Origin of the sequence: Bifidobacterium choladohabitans (assembly GCF_016102005.1) — a bacterium.
Classification (GTDB): domain Bacteria; phylum Actinomycetota; class Actinomycetes; order Actinomycetales; family Bifidobacteriaceae; genus Bombiscardovia; species Bombiscardovia choladohabitans.
Genome location: NZ_JACFPL010000001.1, coordinates 120,060 through 139,295, shown reverse-complemented (window position 1 = coordinate 139,295; position 19,236 = coordinate 120,060). Strand labels below are relative to the sequence as shown.

Genomic DNA, 19,236 nt, shown 5'->3' with positions numbered 1-19,236 from the left:
CCTTCGGGTTGGCACTCGGCCCCATCGAGTGCTAATCTGCTGAATTAGCACTCGAGGTGCGGGAGTGATAACACGACAGCTGACGGTCGGGTTCCGTTCCACGCCGACGGTGGGTCATGAAACCTCAAGCCATGACGGAGGAAGCAACAATGGCAAAAATCATCGAGTATGACGAGGAAGCTCGTCAGGGCATGCTTGCCGGCCTGGACAAGCTGGCCGACACAGTCAAGGTCACGCTGGGGCCCAAGGGTCGCAATGTCGTGCTGGACAAGTCCTACGGCGCACCGACCATCACCAACGACGGCGTCTCCATCGCCAAGGAGATCGATCTGGAGGATCCCTACGAGCGCATCGGCGCCGAGCTGGTCAAGGAAGTCGCCAAGAAGACTGACGACGTCGCCGGAGACGGCACCACCACCGCCACCGTGCTGGCCCAGTCCCTGGTGCATGAGGGACTGAAGAACGTGGCCGCCGGGTCCAACCCCATCGCCCTGCGCCGCGGCATCGAGAAGGCTGCTGACGCCATCGTCAAGGAGCTCGTGGCCCAGTCCAAGGAAGTCGAGACCAAGGATCAGATCGCAGCCACCGCCACCATCTCTGCAGGCGACCCCGAGATCGGCAATGAGATTGCCGAGGCTCTGGACAAGGTCGGCCAGGACGGTGTGGTCACCGTCGAGGACAACAACCGCTTCGGACTGGACCTGGAGTTCACCGAGGGCATGCGCTTCGACAAGGGCTACATCGCTCCCTACTTCGTCACCAACAATGATGACCAGACCGCGGTTCTGGATGATCCTTACATTCTGCTGACCTCGGGCAAGGTCTCCAGCCAGCAGGACGTGGTCCACATCGCCGAGCTGGTCATGAAGACCGGCAAGCCCCTGCTGATCGTGGCCGAGGACGTGGACGGCGAGGCGCTGCCCACCCTGATCCTCAACAAGATCCGCGGCACCTTCAACTCCTGCGCCGTCAAGGCTCCTGGCTTTGGTGACCGCCGCAAGGCCATGTTGCAGGATATGGCCATTCTGACCGGTGCACAGGTGGTCTCCGATGAGCTCGGTCTCAAGCTGGACTCCATCGACATGAGCGTGCTGGGCACCGCCAAGAAGGTCATCGTCTCCAAGGATGAGACCACCATCGTCTCCGGTGGCGGTTCCAAGGATGAGGTCTCCGCCCGCGTGGGCCAGATCCGCACCGAGATCGAGAACACCGATTCCGACTACGACCGCGAGAAGCTGCAGGAGCGGCTGGCCAAGCTGGCCGGCGGCGTGGCCGTCATCAAGGTCGGCGCAGCCACCGAGGTCGAGGCCAAGGAGCGCAAGCACCGCATCGAGGATGCTGTCCGTAACGCCAAGGCCGCCATTGAGGAGGGTCTGCTGCCCGGAGGCGGCGTGGCCCTGGTTCAGGCCGCTGCCAAGGCCGAGAAGGATGTCAAGCTGGATGGCGACGAGTCCACCGGCGCCTCCATTGTCTTCCGCGCCATCGAGGCCCCCATCAAGCAGATCGCCGAGAACAGCGGCGTCTCCGGTGACGTGGTCATCAACAAGGTCCGTTCGCTGCCTGCTGGCCAGGGCTTCAACGCCGCCAACAACGAGTACCAGGACCTGCTGGAGGCCGGCGTGGCCGACCCCGTGAAGGTGACCCGTTCCGCCCTGCAGAACGCTGCCTCCATTGCCGGGCTCTTCCTGACCACCGAGGCCGTCGTGGCCAACAAGCCTGAGCCTCCGGCACCTGCCGCAGCTCAGCCTCAGGGCGACATGGGCTACTGATCCCTTGAGGTTCGGCCGCATTCTCGGCTGAACCGGGTGATCGCCAAAGGCGGGGGCCTGCGCATCGGACAATGGTGCGCAGGCCCCTGCCTTTGTTATGTTCGGTCTTTCCATATGCCTGTCAGGTCTGGATCCGATAAGCAATGGACATGCCTTGGTCGAACGGATTCGAGCTGCCTGCATGTATCAGCCAGGCGTTCAGGCTCCGGCGAAGAGGCGGGTGGCCTGGGCCTCGGTGTCCGCGTAGAGAGCCGAGGCCTGGGTCAGGGCTGCCTGGATGCCTTCAAGCGCCTGCTCCATCTGGGCCTGCGAAGCGCGCCACTGCTGGGCCACCGTGGCGAATTGGCTGGCTGCCGAGCCCTGCCAGACGCTTTGGAGATTGTCCAGGTTGGTGTACATCCCCGCCACGGCATCTCTGATGGCCCCTATCGAGCCGCTGACCGCGCCGGAGGCCGTCTGTATCTGATCCGAATCAACTTGGAACCTTGTCATGGTTGTCCTTTCCGTGAATGGCGGTGATGGTGGGGGAGTCCGATGCCGTCAACCGCTACTGTGGACACTATGACAGTGTTCACGCAGTTGCCCCGTCCGCGGACCCATGTGGTCGAACGAGTTCCCCTCCACAGGACGAGTCGGTTCAGCTTTCCTGCCATGCAGCGGGTTCTGGCTCTCCTGCTCTTGATGGTTTTGGCGATCAGCGGCCTTGGATCGACCAGGGCTTTTGCCGATGAACCTCAAAACGGGGCAGGAACCATGACAGATACGATCACCGATCCGCAGAATCTGCTGGGTTCTGATGTGGGCTCCGTCAAGGATGCAATCAAGGAGACTGCAGAGCAAACCGGAGTATCGGTCCGACTGCTCTACCTGCCGCATTTCTATGAGGGCGTCAAGCCGGAGACCTGGGCATCCCGGGTGCTCGAATCGATGAAGCCCGCCCACGACACGGTCATGCTGGCCGTGGCCTCTCAGGACGGCAAATTGGTTGTGGCGGTCTCCAGCAACTCGCAGTCCTGGCTCAAGGACCAGTCCAGCGTGGATCAGCTCTCGCAGGCCGCTCTGGAGCCGGTCACCAAGGGCCGCAATCCCGACTGGGTGGGCTCAGCCAGGGCCATGATGGCCCAAGTGGAGACCCTGAAACAAAACCAGCGACATCATCGGATCATGATTGTCGCTCTTTCGGTGACGGTTGTGGTCCTGGTCATTCTGGTCGTGGTCGTGGCGATCTGGTGGCGTCGCAGCAGCCGAACAGGGGCTCATCATCGCAAGTCCAGCGCAGCGAAGAAGGAACCAAAGCAGACAGAGACGGTCAGCGAACTTTCAGACAATACCCAGAAAGAGGCGGCAAGCTGAAGCCATGAGCAAACCGACGCAAGCACAACTGGTCGTGGTCGACGACGAACCGTCCATCAGGGATCTGCTGGTGGCCTCCCTGCACTTCGCGGGCTTTGCTGTCGAGACCGCGGCATCCGGCTCCGAGGCCATCCAGGTCATCGAACGCATCCAGCCGGATCTGATCGTCTTGGATGTCATGCTGCCTGACATCGATGGGTTTACGGTCACCTCCCGCATCCGTCAGGAGGGAATCGATGCGCCGGTGCTCTTCCTGACGGCCAGGGATGATACCCAGGACAAGGTCATGGGGCTGACTGTGGGCGGCGACGATTATGTGACCAAGCCCTTCAGCCTGGAGGAGGTCGTGGCCAGAATCAAGGCCATACTGCGCAGGACCCGCGAGCACCAGGAGGATGACCCGATCATCCGCGTGGGCGATCTGGAGATCAACGAGGATTCCCATGACGTCACCAGGGCCGGCCGACCCATCGACCTGAGCCCGACCGAATACAAGCTGCTGCGCTACCTGATGGACAATGAGGGTCGCGTGCTCAGCAAAGCCCAGATCCTGGACCACGTCTGGCAGTACGACTGGGGCGGCGATGCGGCCATTGTGGAATCCTACATCTCCTACCTGCGCAAGAAGGTGGATGGCATCACCGTCAGCGACGGACACGGCGGGGAGCGCAAGGTCACCCCGCTGATCGAGACCAAGCGGGGCATCGGCTACATGATCAGGGCTCCCAGGCAGAACGCATCGGATGGCGGCGATGGTGACTAGTCCCCAGGGTCCGGCCCCCAAGACGGAGCCGTCGGCCGCTCCCGACCCGAGGGCGGCTGACGGGTCCAGGTCCTTCATGGGATCGGACTCCGGCAAGACAGCCGGCTCCGTCAAGCCGAGGGGTCGCTCCATGCCTAGGTCGCCTCTGGCTGCCATCCCCCTAAGCACCAAACTTGTGGCCAGCATGCTCATCCTGCTCATCGTGGGCACGGTGGGCGTCTCTGTAGCCATCTGCCAGATGGCCGACGACTATCTGATGAAGCGCACGGACACGCAATTAATCCGCCAGGCCAACCTGGGAATTCGCAACGCCACCCTTCTTCGCCAGGAGGACCTGAGCAAGAACGGCCTGGGTCCAACCGATTACTTCCTGCAGATCCGCGACAACGACCTGCACATCATTTCGGACGATCTGAATCCCATGCAGGTCAACGGGGTCATCTCCCGCCCGCGCCTGCCCGCCGATGGCAGCCTGGGATCGATACCCCTGGGCCAGCCGACCACGGTACCAGCCTACGTGCGCATCTCCAAGCAGGCCTCGCCCGACCGGGACACCATGAAGCGGGCCCGGGCCTCCTGGCGGGTGGTGGCCATGCAGTGGAAGCTGCGGAACGAACTGGACGATTCCGAGATCAGCGGCGTGCTCTTCATCGGCCTGTCCATGAGCGATCAGGACGAGGCTGTGCATGATCTGACGGCTTTCTGCATGATCATCTCCGTCGTGGTGGTCCTTCTGGGAGGAGTCATCTCGGTCCTGCTGATCCAGTCCACCCTGGTTCCACTCAAACGCATCGAGAAGACCGCTGCAAAGATAGCGGCCGGCGACCTTTCCCAACGCATTCCCAGCTTCCCGGAGAATACCGAGGTGGGTTCTCTGGCAGCATCCCTGAATGCCATGCTGACGCGAATCGAGCATTCCTTCGAAGAGCAGCGCCAGACCACCGAGAAGATGAAACAGTTCGTTTCGGATGCCAGTCATGAGCTGCGCACACCGCTGGCCGCCATCCATGGCTATGCAGAGCTCTACAGGATGCAGCGCGACTATCCAGGGGCTCTGGAGCGGGCCGACAAATCCATTCAGCACATCGAGGACTCTTCCACCAGGATGACGGTCCTGGTCACGGATCTGCTCTCGCTTGCACGCCTGGATGAGGGCAGGGGAATCGACACGACCCTGCCGGTCGATCTGACCGGACTGGTGGGTGACGGGGTGGACGACTTGCATGCCCTGGATCCGGGAAGGGATGTGGCTACAGGAAAGGTTTGCCTGGACACCGAGGATCAGCCAGCCCCCCAGGAGGTCCCGGTCGCAGCCAACAAGGGTCTGCCGGGCCTCAAGGTACGCAGCAAGGAGAAAATCACCGTGGGTGGGCACCTTGGTCCATCCGTCAGCCTGGACATCCAGGAGGGCCCCCTGCCCCCGGTACAGGTGACTGGCGACCCCAGCCGCCTGCGTCAGGTGATCACCAATATCGTGGGCAATATCCACCGCTACACTCCGTCTGATTCGCCGGTTCAGGTGGGATTGGGCCTGGTCAAGGCGACCATTGCTCCAGCGGATCTGACCAGGCTGGAGGCCACCGAATCCTCTCTGGGACACCTGACCGAGGCGATCCAGGTGGCTGAGAACAGCCATGTGGGCACTGACTACGCCATCATCCGGGTGGTCGACCACGGGCCAGGCGTCCCGGAGGAGTCCAGGTCCAGGCTCTTCGAGCGCTTCTATACGGCCGACCCGTCCAGGGCTCGGGAGAAGGGCGGCACGGGGCTGGGCTTAGCTATCGTCCAGTCCATTGTCAAGGCTCATCAGGGGTTCATCTGCGCCTCGCAGACCCCGGGAGGCGGTTTGACCTTCACCATCGTCATACCCCAGGGCGTCAGGCGGGATCAGGGGGGGAGCTGAGGGTTAGGCCAATCCTGCCACCAACCGCCCCGTACGCCTATGACAAGATGGGTCGTCCTGCCCGTCCTGTTCAGGTAAACTGATTTCGGATATACCTGTTCAAGAAGCAACGTAAGGAAGTGGCAGAGCATGCCCAGCGGGAGAGTACGGTGGTACGACGCCAAGCGGGGGTTCGGGTTCATCACGGATGAACAAGGTGGGGATGTCTTCCTGCCCTCATCAGCCCTGCCTGCCGGGGTATCCACCATACGCAAGGGATCCCGGGTGGAGTTCTCGGTGGCTGAGGGCCGCAAGGGCCCCCAGGCCCTTGATCTGAAGCTGGTGGGGCCGACCCCCTCCATTCTGCGTGCCAAGCGACCCGATCCGGACGATATGGCCGCCATCGTGGAGGATCTGATCAAGCTGTTGGATTCGGCTGGCAATGGCCTGCGTCGGCACCACTATCCGGGGCGGGCCGAATCCGCCAAGCTGGCCACCCTCCTGAGGGCTGTGGCCGATGACTTTGACGTGCCGGACTGAATGGACGGCGAGAAGAATCCGACGTGGATCGGTTGATCCGGTCCCATTGATGATGAAGGTGTGATAGATGGTTCAAGAGGACCTGGATCCTGAGGAACTGGCCAGGCAGGTGGCTCTGAGCGTGGCTGCCGACAGCGATGAGGTCGGTGCGCTGGTGGGCCGCACCCTGATCGGGGATGGAGTCTGGGACTACCGGTTTGCCTCGGCCATCAAGGGCTACGAGGGCTGGCAGTGGTCGGTCACCCTCTACCGTGATGAGGATGCCGATACCTGGACTGTGGATGAATCGTCTCTGGTGCCCACCGATGCGGCCCTGCAACCCCCGGCATGGGTTCCCTGGAAGGATCGCCTGCTGCCCTCGGATCTGAGCGTGACCGATGCCATGGGCACCGACCCCGACGACCCCAGGCTGACGGCCGGATACAGGCCTGCGCAGGCTGAGCCTAGGAATCCTGAAGTACAGCAGACCCCGGAGGACAATGAAGAGGGCCGGAAAGCATCAGCCTCGGTTGATGCTGACGGTACTGATGGCACTGATGCGGAGACCGACGGTGCGATCTTCCGACTGGTGGACCGCTCAGGTGACGAAAAAGACGTTCACGGGCAGGAATCGAACGAACAGGTCTCCTTCGGTGCCCAGACCTCTTCCGACGATCTGGATGAGGCCGTCGACCGCTTCGCACTGACTCGTCGGCACCTGATGACTGCCGAGGCCAGGTCCGCCACTGCCAAGCGCTGGTACGAGGGGCAGCACGGCCCCAAGTCCCTGTCGACCCGGACGGCCAAGGGCAAGGCCTGCGAGACCTGCGGCTTCATGATTCCCCTGGCAGGTGATCTGGGGACCATGTTCGGTGTCTGTGCCAATCGTTGGAGCCCTGACGACGGGCGTGTGGTCTCCCTGGATCATGGCTGCGGTGAGCATTCCGAGATCGAGCCCCAGGAGGAGTCACATCTCTGGGTCCAGTCGCAGCCGGCCTATGACGATCTTCATATCGATGTGGTCAGGCAGAAGCCCCGCGAGGAGCGCCCTGAGGTGGAACTCATGGAGCAGATGCAGTCGGAAGACGGCTCAGAGGACTGATTCCAAGGCCCTGTTGCGTTCAGAGCGCAATCCCCGGTGGGCCGAGAATAAACGTCACCGTAAATCTGTAGAGTGAATTACGGATCAAAGGGAAGGACAAGTATGTTCGAACGGTTTACCGACCGTGCGCGGCGGGTGATTGTGCTGGCGCAGGAAGAGGCCCGCACTCTGCAGCACAATTACATCGGCACCGAGCACCTCCTCCTGGGCCTGATCAGGGAAGGTGACGGTGTCGCCGCCAAGGCCCTGGCCTCCAAGGGCGTGGAACTGGATGCCACCCGCAAACAGGTCGAGGAGATGATCGGTAAGGGCAATGCGGTTCCCAATGGGCACATCCCATTTACGCCGCACGCCCGTCAGGTCCTGGAGCTGTCGCTGCGCGAGGCGCTTCAGCTGGGCCACTCTTACATTGGCACTGAGCACATTCTGCTGGGACTCATCCGCGAGGGTGAAGGCGTTGGCACCCAGGTGCTGATCAAGATGGGCGTGGACCTGGGCGATCTGCGGACCGCCACTATTGACATGATTCGCGGCAACCACGAGGGGGGCGATGCTGGCAAGGGTGATTTGGCCAATGCCGGTGGCGTTTCCAACAAGGGCGGACAGACCGGTTCGGCCATTCTGGACCAGTTCGGCAGGAACCTGACCCAGGAAGCTGCTGAAGGCAAGCTGGACCCCGTCATCGGTCGGGCCAACGAGATCGAGCGGGTCATGGTCGTCCTGTCCAGGAGGACCAAGAACAACCCGGTGTTGATCGGCGAGCCCGGTGTAGGCAAGACCGCCGTGGTCGAGGGCCTGGCGCAGAAGATCCACGAAGGCGACGTGCCCGAGACCCTCAAGGGCAAGCAGGTCTACTCGCTGGATCTGGGCTCCATGGTGGCCGGTTCACGCTACCGGGGCGACTTCGAGGAGCGTCTGAAGAAGGTGCTCAAGGAGATCAAGACCCGGGGCGACATCATCCTCTTCATCGACGAGATCCACACCATTGTGGGCGCAGGTTCTGCCGACGGGGCCTTGGGAGCCTCTGACATGCTCAAGCCTCTGCTGGCCCGTGGCGAACTGCAGACCATCGGAGCGACCACCACCGACGAGTACCGCAAGTACATCGAGAAGGACGCAGCCCTGGAGCGGCGCTTCCAGCCCATTCAGGTTTCCGAGCCCACCATCGCCCAGACCATCGAGATCCTCAAGGGTCTGCGCGGCCGCTACGAGCATCACCACCATGTCACTATCACCGACAAGGCCCTGCAGTCGGCGGCCGAGCTCTCTGCGCGTTACATTCAGGACAGGAACCTGCCTGACAAGGCTATCGACCTGATTGATGAGGCCGGCGCACGTCTGCGCATCAAGCGGCTGACCGCCCCGCCGGAGCTCAAGGAGCTGGATGCCAAGGTGGATCGCATCTCCGCCCAGAAGGACCAGGCCATCAAGGACCAGGACTTCGAGAAGGCCGCTCAGCTGCGCGACAGCCAGGAGAAACTGGAGGCCGAGCGCAAGGAGAAGGAGCAGGCCTGGCATGAGGGCGAGTCCGATGTCAAGATGGTTGTCGACGAGGATGTGATTGCCGAGGTGGTCTCCTCGACCACCGGCATCCCGGTCTTCAAGCTGACCCAGGCCGAGTCCAAGAAGCTCCTGGGTATGGAGAAGGAGCTGCACAAGCGGATCATCGGCCAGGATGAGGCCGTCTCCGCCCTGTCCCGCTCCATCCGCCGCACCCGTGTGGGCCTCAAGGATCCCAAGCGTCCCGCAGGTTCCTTCATCTTCGCCGGTCCCACCGGCGTGGGCAAGACCGAGCTGGCCAAGGCTCTGGCCCAGTTCCTCTTTGACGATGAGGATGCCCTGATCCGGGTGGATATGTCCGAGTTCTCGGAGAAGTACTCCACCTCTCGTCTCTTCGGCGCCCCTCCGGGGTACGTGGGATACGAAGAGGGTGGCGAGCTGACCGAGAAGGTCAGGCGCAAGCCGTTCTCCGTGGTCCTCTTCGACGAGATCGAGAAGGCTCATCCGGACATCTTCAACACCCTTCTGCAGGTGCTGGACGACGGTCACTTGACTGATGGACAGGGTCGGATGGTGGACTTCAAGAACACCATCATCATCCTGACCACCAACCTGGGAACCCGTGACATCGCCAAGGCGGCCAACACCGGCTTCAACGTGAGCGGCAACACCGAGACCTCCTATCAGCGGATGAAGGACCAGGTGACCAGTGAGCTCAAGCAGCAGTTCAGGCCCGAGTTCCTGAACCGCCTGGATGACATCATCGTCTTCCAGCAGCTGACCGAGCCCCAGGTCCGTCAGATCGTCGATCTGGACATCGCTCAGCTCAACGACCGTCTCTTCGAGCGCCACATGTCCCTGGACCTGACCGACAAGGCCAAGGATCTGCTGGCCGAGAAGGGCTTCGATCCGCTCCTGGGTGCCCGGCCTCTGCGTCGCGTCATCCAGCGGGACATCGAGGATGCCGTCTCCGAGAAGATCCTCATGGGCGACCTGACGGACAATGAGTCCGTCCAGGTCGATGCCGAAGGCGAGGGCATCCTGGGTGAATTCACCTTCACCGGCAAGCCCTTTGAGGGACCCCGGCATGCGGCCAGCTCCGCTGATGGGAAGGACCAGAAGTCTGAACTGGTCGGAGCTTCGGTTGGTTCCACCGACGCTGATGTTCCGCCAGTAGGCGAGGCTGACAGCCGGAGCCAGGATGGTCAGGGTCCTGAGCAGTCCGGCCAGAGTTCGCCTGCCAGTGATTGAGACAGAGGGCTAAGTCCTGACGCAGCTTACTGAAGAGGGGCTGGAGCACTGTAATGCGCTCCAGTCCCTCTTATTCTGTACTGCTGAGAATTTGCGTTGATTGCTGCGATGTCCTTCCTGGAGCCTCGTTGGGGGTATATGGCATCTATTGGCAGAATGAGCTCGGCATTCGCTTTTGCCTTACGAGTCCGCCGAAGGGCTCGATCATTTCCTTATGTGAATCTCAAGTCTGAGATGCAATCGACAGTAAGTGACGCTAGTGTTCCCCAATCAGCATTCCATGCATAACGGTTCCTTTGCCCAAACAGCCGACAACTCAGCAAGTTGCGTGATTGAGCACTTGGGCTAGGCGTGAAGTAGGTCTAGCTGACTGAAACGACTGCGGGCTAAGCGCTTGATGCAGCCTTTTTGCTCAAAACAAGGGATGCAACAGCAGGGCCAGCAGGTAGAAGGCCATGAGAGCGATGAACAGGATGTCCATCCTGCCCAGTCGCAGCAATCGGTAGTGGGTGCGCTCTTGACGGCTGCCTTCATAGCAGCGGGCGTCCAAGGCCCGGCTCAGGTTGTCAGCGTGCCGTAGGGCTCCAGCGAAGACAGGGACCGTGATGGCTATGGCTGCATGAAGGCGTTGTGAGAGCGATCCCGACTCGATGGATCCGCCGCGGGCGGCCTGGGCTTCCACGATGGCCTGAACTTCACGTCCCAGGGTGGGGATGAAACGCAGGGCCAATGAGAGGACCAGGGCAATCTCGTTGGTGTGAATGCCCAGCCTGGACAGTGGGCTCAGCAGGGATTCGCAGGCATCGGTCATCTGCGTTGGGGTGGTGGTCTCCACCAGGAGCGCCCCCAAAAAGATGATCAGCATGAAGCGGCAGGCATAGAGTACAGCCACCCAGATGCCGCCGGTGGTCAGCACAAATGGACCCCAGGCGGCCAGCCTGCGGCCGGTCTGCGTGACCAAAAGATTGAACAGGGCCAGCAGAAGCATGAGGATCAGAAAGCCTTTGACCGAGTTCATAATGGAACGCAGTGGGGCTCGGGCGGCGGCAAAGAGGCCGACAGTGACCACCAGCGCCAGAACAAGTTGCGCCGGCGTGGAAATGGCGAAGGCGGTGAACATGGCTAGGAGGAAGGTCACCAGCTTGGCTCGCGGGTCAAGTCTTGCCAGCAAGGATGGAGGTTTCTGGTCGGTCTGAGCTTGATTGGTTTCTTGCTCGGCAGTTTCCTTCCCAGCGGCATCCTTCTTCGCTGTATCTGTAGCGAGCAGCTGGTGGTAACGTTCCACGACTTCGACAGTCGGCCCATAGTCCAGCGTTTCCCCATGCTCCAGGAGTAGCGTCTGGTCGGCCAGATCCAGGGCCTCGCGATCGGCGTGGGTGCTCATGACGATGGTGACCCCGCGCTGATGGAGCACACGAAGCAGCCTCATGATGCGTGCGCAAGCCTGGGGGTCGAGACTGGCGGTGGCCTCGTCCAAAACGAGCAGTTGCGGGCTGCAGGCCACGACTCCGGCGATGGCCACCAGCCGCCGCTGACCCCCCGACAGGTCGAAGGGGGAGCGATCAGCCAGATCACTGATGTCCAGCAGCTTCATGGCCTCATCCACCCGTTGCTGCACCTGCTCGGGCCCATAGCCCAGGTTGTGCGGACCATAGGCGATGTCCTGGGCTACAGTATCCGCAAAAAGCTGATGTTCGGGGTATTGCATGACATAGCCGACCCTTTGGCGCAGAAGCTTCAGATTCTGGCGCCGCAGATGCTTGGCCTTGGGTCGGTCGGGCCCGGCCAGGGGCAGGCCGGCCACCTGGATGGAACCGCTGTCTGGGGCGGCCAGGGCACAGATGAGCCTGGCCAGTGTGGACTTGCCGGATCCATTGCGCCCGATGATGGCCAGGGTCCGTCCTGCCGCCAGCTCCAGATTCACCTGGCTGAGGGCTTTGCTTCCAGCATCCGGAAAACTGTAAGAGACATCCGACAACTTGACCATGGGACTAGCGTGGTTGCCGACTGCGGTTTTGGCGTCCGTATCTGATGTACTGCTTTGGGTCAATGGATTTTGGTCAGGTTCGCCAACAAGGGCAGGTAGATCCTGACTGTTCAGGATCTGATCAGGTCTTCCGGAGGCCACGATGCGTCCATGGTCAAGTACGAGGACCCGATCGGCCTGTCTGGCCTGCTCGAGCAGGTGGGTGATATGGACGACAGCCGTGCCCTGGGCTGTCAGCCGGCAGAGGATTGATTGGATCTCCTGTCGGCCGGCTGCATCGAGCATGGCACCAGGTTCGTCCAGCACCATCATGCCTGGATTCATGGCCAGGCTGCCGGCCAGGGCCAGTCGTTGCTGCTGTCCGCCAGACATGCGGGTGGGATCATCATTCATCCGCGTCTGCAGATCCACCTGCCTCAGGGCCGCTGGCACGCAGGAGAGCATTTTTTGACGGGGCAGGCCCAGATTCTCGGGTCCGAAGGCCACGTCGTCCTGGACGACAGTGGTCACGATCTGGTCCTCGGGGTTCTGAAAGACCATGCCGATGCTCCGTCGCGCCTGCCGGTAGGCTTCAGTGTCGATCCGGCGGCCCTGGTCCGAGGTATCGGAGCAGACCACCCGGCCCATAAGCTCGACCTGGCCTCGGTCAGGTGCCGTCGCACCCGAGAGTATGCTTCCCAGGGTGGATTTGCCGGAACCATTTGCTCCCAGGATGCACAGGTGCTCGCCTGCATGCACCTCCATGGTCAAGTTGTCCAAGGCCCAGGTCTGGCCTCCGTCATAGGAGAAGGAGACCTGATTCAGGCGGGCGACCGTTGTCTTCGAAACCGCAGAATTCGAGCCTGCGGATTGGGTCATGGATGCTGCCATGACGTTCCGAACCGCCGAGGCTTACTTGTTGATCAGCTTGGAGATGGGCTTGTAGATCAGGAAGGTGACCACGCCGTGGATGGCGAACTTCATCAGGTTGAAGGGCAGGAGGATGGGCACGATCATGGCGACCACCTTGGCCATGGACATGTGCGCATAGAAGGGGGTGATCACCACGTTGCACAGGATGGCTGCGATCACGCCCAGGATGGCACCGGAAACGATTCCGATGACCGCTCCCTTACGGCTGTGCATCCTGCGGTAGACCAAGGCTGCCGGCACACTCAGGGCCAGGGCCACAATCATCGAGATCAGGGCGCCGAACGGGTTGGTGAACAGGTGCGGTACGAATCCCAGGATGGAGATGATGGCTGCAGCCGCCGGTCCGAAGGCGAAGCCGCAAACCAGCACGACGATGCCTGAAGGGTCGTATTTGAGCCAAGGGGCGGCAGGAAAGATCGGGAAGGAGAAGAAGCTCAGAACCATGGCCAGGGCTACGAAAAGCGCGTAGACCGCGATTCGCTTGGTCGACCAGCGTCCTGAACCGCCTGCACCTGTGGAGTGGACATCGTTGAAGCGCGTGTCCTTGTTTGTAGTGGTATGTGAATGAGAATTGGGCATGCTCATAGAGGGCCTCGTTTCTTCCATCCGGACTGTAACCGTTGGCTTCGGATTTTGACCGATATCCACCGCTTGCGCGGGTCGCGGGCTCCCGGCATTTAGCCGGATACCGCCAGTAAGGACTTTCACCTTCCCTGAAACTGACGCTTTCAATATAGCTGCGGTCCCTGGAATGGTCAATTCCCTCTCGCTGCCGGTGCATTTCCAGACAGGCCAGGAAGGAAACAAAACCACTAAAAATCTAATGGCCGAAGAAGTGCAGCGCGCTTGAAAGCTCTGCCCGCTACTTGTCCTGACTCCCTGCCTGGAAATACTCCATGGAGCTGACCGGGCCCGCCAAGCGGAAGCCCTCATCCCCATAAATCACTTTGGTGACTGCGGTGTTGTCCATGTCAGGGATGGGACAGTGGTCGTCGATGGCCACCAGGAACTGTTGCAGGCACATGCCCGAGGAGACCACCAGGACGGGCCCGCCGCCCTCTTCGATGGCAGACTGGGAGATGCGCGTCAGTGCGCCGATCATTCTGCTACGGACCTGGGCCGTGGTCTCAGCCCGATCCTCTTTCTCCAGTCCTGCGGACAGGACGTCCTGGGCATCCAGCCGATGGAAGGTATCCTGCATATGGACGGGAATGTCCCTGCCGTAGGTTGCCTTGGCTGCGGCGAAGTCCTTGAACCCCATGGCGGCGCAGACCTGGTCCAGAGTGGTGCGCTCGTCCCGGCCCTCGAAACTGCCGAAGTTGTCCTCGCGCAGGTCAGGGTCCACGCCCACACGCAGATCCCCATTGCCGGACATGTCAAGGGCCAGGCGGGCCGTTTCATACTGTCGGCTCAGATTGCCGCTCCAGGCTGCACGGAAACGAATGGGGCGCAGTCCCCGGCCGAACTGGCATACATCCTCACGACCTTGCCTGGTCAGGGGGAAATCGGACCAGCCCTGCATCAGATGCATGACGTTGGCCGTCGTCCTGCCGTGCCGGGTCAGGTAAAGGGTTGTCGAACCTGCTTCAGCGCCCGGTTCGGCGACGGATTGTGATGAAGATGCTCCATTGTTCATAGTTCATCACCCTACACGGCCCCCTTGCCGGGTCACCGGGGTACAGCTATGGTCAGGACCTGATGAAACGGCCCCCGTCGCCCCAGGTCCATGTGCCGCCGCCGGCTCCGATCTGGAAGTTCATTTTGGCTATGCCCAGGTCGACTGCGGACCCGTAGGAGACCGAGGGGTCCAGGGTGGCGATCGCATCGCCTGAATCCTTGTCCAAGGCGAAAACCACCGGCTGTCCGTTCATGGCCGAAGGAGCCTTGGCGGCGGCAGCCACGCCGGCCTTGAACCATTCCGGAGCATCCCGGCGGTCCTGCGCGCTCATGGCTGAGGTCAACTCCTCATAGCTCTTGGAGGGTCGATGCTCGCTCTGTCGTTGGCAAAGCTTGTCGAAGTCCTGGTTGCCGTAGCCGATCTGGTCAGCCGGATAGCCGATGGTGACCACCAGATAGAGCGACTGGCTGGGGGTTATCCGACAGTGGCGCTCGGCCGCCTGACGATCCCAGCTGCCCGACACCCATCCTGTCCCCAGTCCGTACAGGGTGGCGGCCAGAACCATGCGCTCGCCATAGAAGCCGGCTTTTTCCAGGCTTTCGCGATCATTCTTGGGTCCGACCAGGGCCAGGTAGTTGGCCGCATTGGCCAGGTGACCGGAAGCGTTGTCGGCCGCAAAGGCGTCGGGTTTGCCCAGGACCAGCTGCATGTCCAGGCCACTCAGCGTATTCAGGGCGTTCAGGGTGCTGCCCAGCTGTCTGGCCAGGTCGGGATCGATGGGTTTGGGGTCGTATTCTCTGGTGGTGATGCGCACGTTGACTGCGTCAATAAGCTGTGTATGTTCGGTCATAACCTCATTATCCCACCCAATTCCGCTTCCTGCAGGTGGTGGCACAAGGCCGGCGGAAGAGTCCGCGCCTGGTCCGGTTTGTGCCACTGCCAGGGGTCGCAGAGGCATGGCTTGGGGTACAATCGCTACCGTGCCGGTTCGGACCCTCATCTTTGATCAGCTAAGGAGCAGCAATGATTGAAACAGCGCAGGCTTTCGGAGTGGATATCGGTGGATCCGGTATCAAGGCTGCCCCTGTTGACCTGACGATCGGCGATTTTGCAGAGCCTCGCAAGAAAATTCTGACTCCCGAGCACTCCACGCCAGAAGCTGTGGGGGTTGTGGTCAAGGAGCTCTTGGATCGATTCGAGGTTTCCTCGGATGTGCCTGTAGGTATCGCCTTTCCTGCTCCTGTCAAGCCTGACAAGCCGCTCGATTTCATGGCCAACCTGGACCAGGCATGGGTGGGTACCAATGTTCAGGAGGTCCTTTCCAAGGCCTGCGGCAGGCCCGTCAGTGTTGTCAACGACGCGGACGCAGCTGGTCTGGCCGAGGTGCAGTATGGGGCGGCCAAGGGACAGAAGGGTCTGGTCATCGCCACGACACTGGGCACCGGCATCGGCACGGCTCTGATATACAACGGCGTGCTGATTCCCAACAGTGAGTTGGGCCACCTGACGCTGGACGGCAAGGATGCGGAAAAGTACGCAGCCTCTTCGGTGCGCGACCGCAAGAAGCTGAGTTATAAGAAGTGGGCCAACCGTCTGACCAAGTACTACCGACTGCTTGAGCACTACTTCAATCCCGATTTCTTCGTCGTCGGCGGCGGTGTCAGTCGGATGAGCGAGAAGTTCCTGCCTCACATCGACATCAAGACTCCCATCGTTGCTGCCAAGTTGCGCAATCAGGCCGGCATCGTTGGCGCCGCCTATCTTGCTGATCTACGGCAAAAGCATCTGGGGTGAAGCAGGGCTTTTTCTGCGACTGTCCTGTATTGGGCGTTCTGGCGACTGCCGGATCGGAGGAGGAGCTGAAGAATCGTGCATTTTTCTCACCGTACCGGGTCCGACCACCCCAATCGCATTGCTCTGGCCGAGTCGGAGGCACGTTCCCAGGGTCTCAAGCTGGGCAGGTTGAATGATTCCAACCCCACGCACTTCGGGCTGGCCCCCTCATTCCTGTCCCAGGTATATGAGGCGGAACCGAGAGGACCTCGTAAGGCCCGACAGGCCCTGGCCGAGTTTCTGACCGGGCGTCAGGAATTGAGCCAGAGCGAGGACGGTGCGGCGGTCGATCCTGATGACCTCTACCTGCTCTCATCCACATCACAGGCTTATTCATGGCTGATGAAGCTCCTCTGCGACCCGGATGACGCCATTCTGGAGCCCAGGCCCGGATATCCCTTGATCGAATCCATTGCCGGCCTGGAATGCGTCCGAACAATCCCATACCGCCTGGCCTACGACGGGTCCTGGGTCCTTGACCTGGCCACGGTCAGGCAGGCCCTGGAGGGACCCGGAGGCGATCGCATCCGTGCTCTGGTCCTTATCAACCCCAACAACCCTACCGGTTCCTACATTCATCCGGAAGAACGCCAGTCACTGATGGAACTCTGTCAGCGGCAGGGGGTGGCCATCATAGCGGATGAGGTCTTTTTCGATTACCCTCTGGATCCTCTGCCGGGTCGTGCCCGGTTGGCTGGTGAGAATCGGGTGCTGACTTTTGCCCTGGACGGGTTCTCGAAGAGCCTGGCAGCTCCTCACGCCAAGCTGGGCTGGATCCAGGTTTCCGGGCCGGCCGACCAGGTTGCCGCCGCCAAGCGTCATCTTGACCTGATAGCCGACGATTACCTGCCCATGAGCCTTCTGATTACCAAGGATATGGAAGCCATGCTCTCGGATATCCCTGGCCAGACCAGTCGGGTGGGGGAGCGTATCAGGGGCAATCTCGGAATCCTCAGACAGACACTGGGCCAAAAGGAGTCCTGCGTCTCCCTGCTCAGGCCTGAGGGAGGCTGGAACGTTCTGTTGCGTTTTCCTCAGGTCATCGACGAGGAGGAGCTGATTCTTCGCCTGATTGGGTCCTACGGGTTGACTGGCCAGCCCGGATACTTTTTCGACATGCCAGGCAACGGATATCTGGCCCTGTCGCTCCTGCCGGAATCCTCGGAATTCCGCCGAAATGTGAACTCAGTCGTCTCAGCTATCGGAAAAATAACCTGTTTATAACCCACGTAATGCACTGTTCGCTCCGATAATATGTTCGGAACAATTGCCGGTTATGGAAGGGGGAGATTGGTACGGCTCAATGATGAGCCACTGATTGCAAGGCTGCACACGAAGGAGTGATAACGATGGTAGACGAAAATAAGGATCGAAGGGGAGACCCAGCCGACGGGGCTGGTGCCCGGATCGGGGAAAACATCAAGGCCATGGCCTCTGTAGATGAGACCGGAGGTGCTGTGGCGAATCAAGGCGTGGATCCAAGCCTGGCTCCGGATACGGGCAGAAGGCTCAACAATGCGGAGAAGGTCCGCTTTGCCATTGGCTTCGTCCTGGTATCCCTGCTCTGGGCCGCGCCCTTTACCATGGGGTCCGGGGTCCTCCTGCCTCAGATTTTCAATTCCCTGCATGGAGTCAGCGCTGAAGCGGCTCTGGGGACAATGAATTCGATTGGCTGTGTGTTCGCCCTGGTGGCCAATGTTGTTTTCGGCGCTCTCTCGGATATGTCCAGGTTCCGGGTCGGCAAGCGCACCCCCTGGATCGTGCTGGGCGGCATCATCGGCTCTCTTGGCTTCCTGCTGGTCATCCAGTCCCATACACTCCCCATGATCATCTTCGGCTGGTGCATTGTTCAGGTGGGCATCAACTGCCTGATAGCCCCGGCCGTGGCGGTCCTCTCCGACAGGATTCCCGAGTCGACCAGGGGAACCTATTCGGCACTCTATGGGGCCAGCCAGGTCATCGGCCAGCAACTGGGAACCATCATCGGCAGCTCGTTCATGGCCAACATCCACACCGGCCTGGTGGTCGCCATGATCATCTTCCTCTTTTCTGGTATTCTCACCGTGTTGATCTGGCCCCGGGAGAAATCGGCTGCCAACACGGTCGTGGAACGAACCTGGGCGGATGTCGGCCGGTCCTTCATACCGCCCACCAAAAACAGCCGCGACTTCTACCTGGCGCTTCTGGGCAGGTTCACCTTCGTCGTCGGCTGCTTCATGATTCAGGGCTACCAACTTTACATACTGCAGAAGTACTGCCACCTGAGCGATGCCCAGGCCGCATCCACACTCAAGGTCATGGCCTTGATTTCGGTGGTGACAACCATCCTGGCCTCCGTGGTCTCGGGTCCCCTCTCGGACTTCCTGCACAGGCGGAAGGTGATTGTAGCCACTAGCTGTCTGATTCTCGCCGTCGGCATACTCTTCCCCTTCCTGATGCCAACCGCCACGGGCATGTACTTCTATGCCGCTCTGGCCGGAATCGGCAACGGCTGCTACATGTCAGTCGACCAGGCGCTGAACGTCGATGTGCTGCCGAACGCCAAGGAGGCCGGCAAGGACCTGGGCATCCTCAACCTGGCCAATACGATCGGCCAGGTGATCGCCCCCGGGTGCACCACGCTGGTTATTGGCCTCTTCGGCGGCTACAGGATGATCTTCCCAGTCGCCATCGCCTGCCTGCTGGTGGGAACCGTCTTCATCATGATGATTCGCAAGGTCAAGTGAGTCTGAAAACCTGTAATCCGG

Annotated in this window: 15 protein-coding genes and 1 riboswitch; of the genes, 10 read left to right on the top strand and 5 right to left on the bottom strand. The window is 61.0% G+C overall.

All coding sequences use genetic code 11. The features are described 5' to 3' along the window. Positions 1 to 149 precede the first annotated feature (149 nt). Complete coding sequence (gene groL, locus H3S97_RS00545; RefSeq protein WP_024626575.1) at positions 150 to 1,769, top strand: chaperonin GroEL; 1,620 nt, start codon at positions 150 to 152, stop codon at positions 1,767 to 1,769. A 198-nt stretch (positions 1,770 to 1,967) separates the two neighbouring features. Here the strand turns inward: groL and H3S97_RS00540 are convergent, their stop codons facing one another. Continuing rightward, positions 1,968 to 2,261, bottom strand: coding sequence for a WXG100 family type VII secretion target (locus tag H3S97_RS00540; RefSeq protein ID WP_015022106.1), 294 nt, complete (start codon positions 2,259 to 2,261; stop codon positions 1,968 to 1,970). 261 nt (positions 2,262 to 2,522) lie between these two features. On the opposite strand from H3S97_RS00540, the gene H3S97_RS00535 reads away from it, so the two are divergent. The 6 genes from H3S97_RS00535 to H3S97_RS00510 all read left to right on the top strand — a co-directional run bounded on the left by H3S97_RS00535 (position 2,523) and on the right by H3S97_RS00510 (position 10,139). Continuing rightward, a complete protein-coding gene (locus tag H3S97_RS00535; RefSeq protein WP_198180044.1) occupies positions 2,523 to 3,122 on the top strand; it encodes a TPM domain-containing protein in 600 nt (199 codons plus the stop codon). A gap of 4 nt (positions 3,123 to 3,126) precedes the next feature. After that, positions 3,127 to 3,885 (top strand): response regulator transcription factor, encoded by a 759-nt coding sequence (locus tag H3S97_RS00530; RefSeq protein WP_198177501.1) that lies wholly within the window; start codon positions 3,127 to 3,129, stop codon positions 3,883 to 3,885. Next, the gene (locus H3S97_RS08455) at positions 3,866 to 5,788 is read left to right on the top strand and encodes a sensor histidine kinase (protein WP_269749226.1); all 1,923 of its coding nucleotides are present in this window, start codon (positions 3,866 to 3,868) and stop codon (positions 5,786 to 5,788) included. Before H3S97_RS00530 ends, H3S97_RS08455 begins: the two co-directional genes overlap by 20 nt. A gap of 129 nt (positions 5,789 to 5,917) precedes the next feature. Next, positions 5,918 to 6,307, top strand: a complete 390-nt coding sequence (locus H3S97_RS00520) for a cold-shock protein (protein WP_015022102.1) — start codon at positions 5,918 to 5,920, stop codon at positions 6,305 to 6,307. Positions 6,308 to 6,374: 67 nt separating this feature from the next. Further along, complete coding sequence (locus H3S97_RS00515; RefSeq protein WP_198180035.1) at positions 6,375 to 7,388, top strand: DUF3027 domain-containing protein; 1,014 nt, start codon at positions 6,375 to 6,377, stop codon at positions 7,386 to 7,388. 102 nt (positions 7,389 to 7,490) lie between these two features. Next, positions 7,491 to 10,139, top strand: a complete 2,649-nt coding sequence (locus tag H3S97_RS00510; protein WP_198187296.1) for an ATP-dependent Clp protease ATP-binding subunit — start codon at positions 7,491 to 7,493, stop codon at positions 10,137 to 10,139. 412 nt (positions 10,140 to 10,551) lie between these two features. Here H3S97_RS00510 and H3S97_RS00505 read toward each other — a convergent pair whose 3' ends face one another. The 4 genes from H3S97_RS00505 to H3S97_RS00490 form a co-directional block, all read right to left on the bottom strand. Then, positions 10,552 to 12,984 (bottom strand): energy-coupling factor transporter ATPase, encoded by a 2,433-nt coding sequence (locus H3S97_RS00505; RefSeq protein WP_198219293.1) that lies wholly within the window; start codon positions 12,982 to 12,984, stop codon positions 10,552 to 10,554. Between the two features lie 33 nt (positions 12,985 to 13,017). Next, positions 13,018 to 13,644, bottom strand: a complete 627-nt coding sequence (locus H3S97_RS00500) for an ECF transporter S component (protein ID WP_408610404.1) — start codon at positions 13,642 to 13,644, stop codon at positions 13,018 to 13,020. Continuing rightward, positions 13,629 to 13,763, bottom strand: a riboswitch (FMN riboswitch). (Overlaps the previous gene by 16 nt.) Before the next feature lie 137 nt (positions 13,764 to 13,900). Further along, complete coding sequence (locus tag H3S97_RS00495) at positions 13,901 to 14,674, bottom strand: histidine phosphatase family protein (RefSeq protein ID WP_198219289.1); 774 nt, start codon at positions 14,672 to 14,674, stop codon at positions 13,901 to 13,903. A gap of 52 nt (positions 14,675 to 14,726) precedes the next feature. Further along, a complete protein-coding gene (locus H3S97_RS00490) occupies positions 14,727 to 15,506 on the bottom strand; it encodes a nitroreductase family protein (protein WP_198219287.1) in 780 nt (259 codons plus the stop codon). A gap of 173 nt (positions 15,507 to 15,679) precedes the next feature. Between H3S97_RS00490 and ppgK the strand changes: the two genes are divergently transcribed. The 3 genes from ppgK to H3S97_RS00475 all read left to right on the top strand — a co-directional run bounded on the left by ppgK (position 15,680) and on the right by H3S97_RS00475 (position 19,215). Next, on the top strand, positions 15,680 to 16,450 hold the full coding sequence (gene ppgK, locus H3S97_RS00485; RefSeq protein WP_024626544.1) for a polyphosphate--glucose phosphotransferase: 771 nt from the start codon (positions 15,680 to 15,682) through the stop codon (positions 16,448 to 16,450). A 75-nt stretch (positions 16,451 to 16,525) separates the two neighbouring features. Further along, complete coding sequence (locus H3S97_RS00480; protein ID WP_198219285.1) at positions 16,526 to 17,713, top strand: pyridoxal phosphate-dependent aminotransferase; 1,188 nt, start codon at positions 16,526 to 16,528, stop codon at positions 17,711 to 17,713. 125 nt (positions 17,714 to 17,838) lie between these two features. Next, positions 17,839 to 19,215, top strand: a complete 1,377-nt coding sequence (locus tag H3S97_RS00475) for an MFS transporter (RefSeq protein ID WP_232356197.1) — start codon at positions 17,839 to 17,841, stop codon at positions 19,213 to 19,215. Positions 19,216 to 19,236 lie beyond the last annotated feature (21 nt).

Coding starts and splice junctions, on each gene's coding strand:
- H3S97_RS00495 (WP_198219289.1), bottom strand. CDS start 14,674: ATGAACAATGGAGCATCTTCATCACAATCCGTCGCCGAACCGGGCGCT.
- H3S97_RS00490 (WP_198219287.1), bottom strand. CDS start 15,506: ATGACCGAACATACACAGCTTATTGACGCAGTCAACGTGCGCATCACC.
- groL (WP_024626575.1), top strand. CDS start 150: ATGGCAAAAATCATCGAGTATGACGAGGAAGCTCGTCAGGGCATGCTT.
- H3S97_RS00500 (WP_408610404.1), bottom strand. CDS start 13,644: ATGGAAGAAACGAGGCCCTCTATGAGCATGCCCAATTCTCATTCACAT.
- H3S97_RS00520 (WP_015022102.1), top strand. CDS start 5,918: ATGCCCAGCGGGAGAGTACGGTGGTACGACGCCAAGCGGGGGTTCGGG.
- H3S97_RS00510 (WP_198187296.1), top strand. CDS start 7,491: ATGTTCGAACGGTTTACCGACCGTGCGCGGCGGGTGATTGTGCTGGCG.
- ppgK (WP_024626544.1), top strand. CDS start 15,680: ATGATTGAAACAGCGCAGGCTTTCGGAGTGGATATCGGTGGATCCGGT.
- H3S97_RS00535 (WP_198180044.1), top strand. CDS start 2,523: ATGACAGATACGATCACCGATCCGCAGAATCTGCTGGGTTCTGATGTG.
- H3S97_RS00540 (WP_015022106.1), bottom strand. CDS start 2,261: ATGACAAGGTTCCAAGTTGATTCGGATCAGATACAGACGGCCTCCGGC.
- H3S97_RS00475 (WP_232356197.1), top strand. CDS start 17,839: ATGGTAGACGAAAATAAGGATCGAAGGGGAGACCCAGCCGACGGGGCT.
- H3S97_RS00515 (WP_198180035.1), top strand. CDS start 6,375: ATGGTTCAAGAGGACCTGGATCCTGAGGAACTGGCCAGGCAGGTGGCT.
- H3S97_RS00530 (WP_198177501.1), top strand. CDS start 3,127: ATGAGCAAACCGACGCAAGCACAACTGGTCGTGGTCGACGACGAACCG.
- H3S97_RS00505 (WP_198219293.1), bottom strand. CDS start 12,984: ATGACCCAATCCGCAGGCTCGAATTCTGCGGTTTCGAAGACAACGGTC.
- H3S97_RS08455 (WP_269749226.1), top strand. CDS start 3,866: ATGGCGGCGATGGTGACTAGTCCCCAGGGTCCGGCCCCCAAGACGGAG.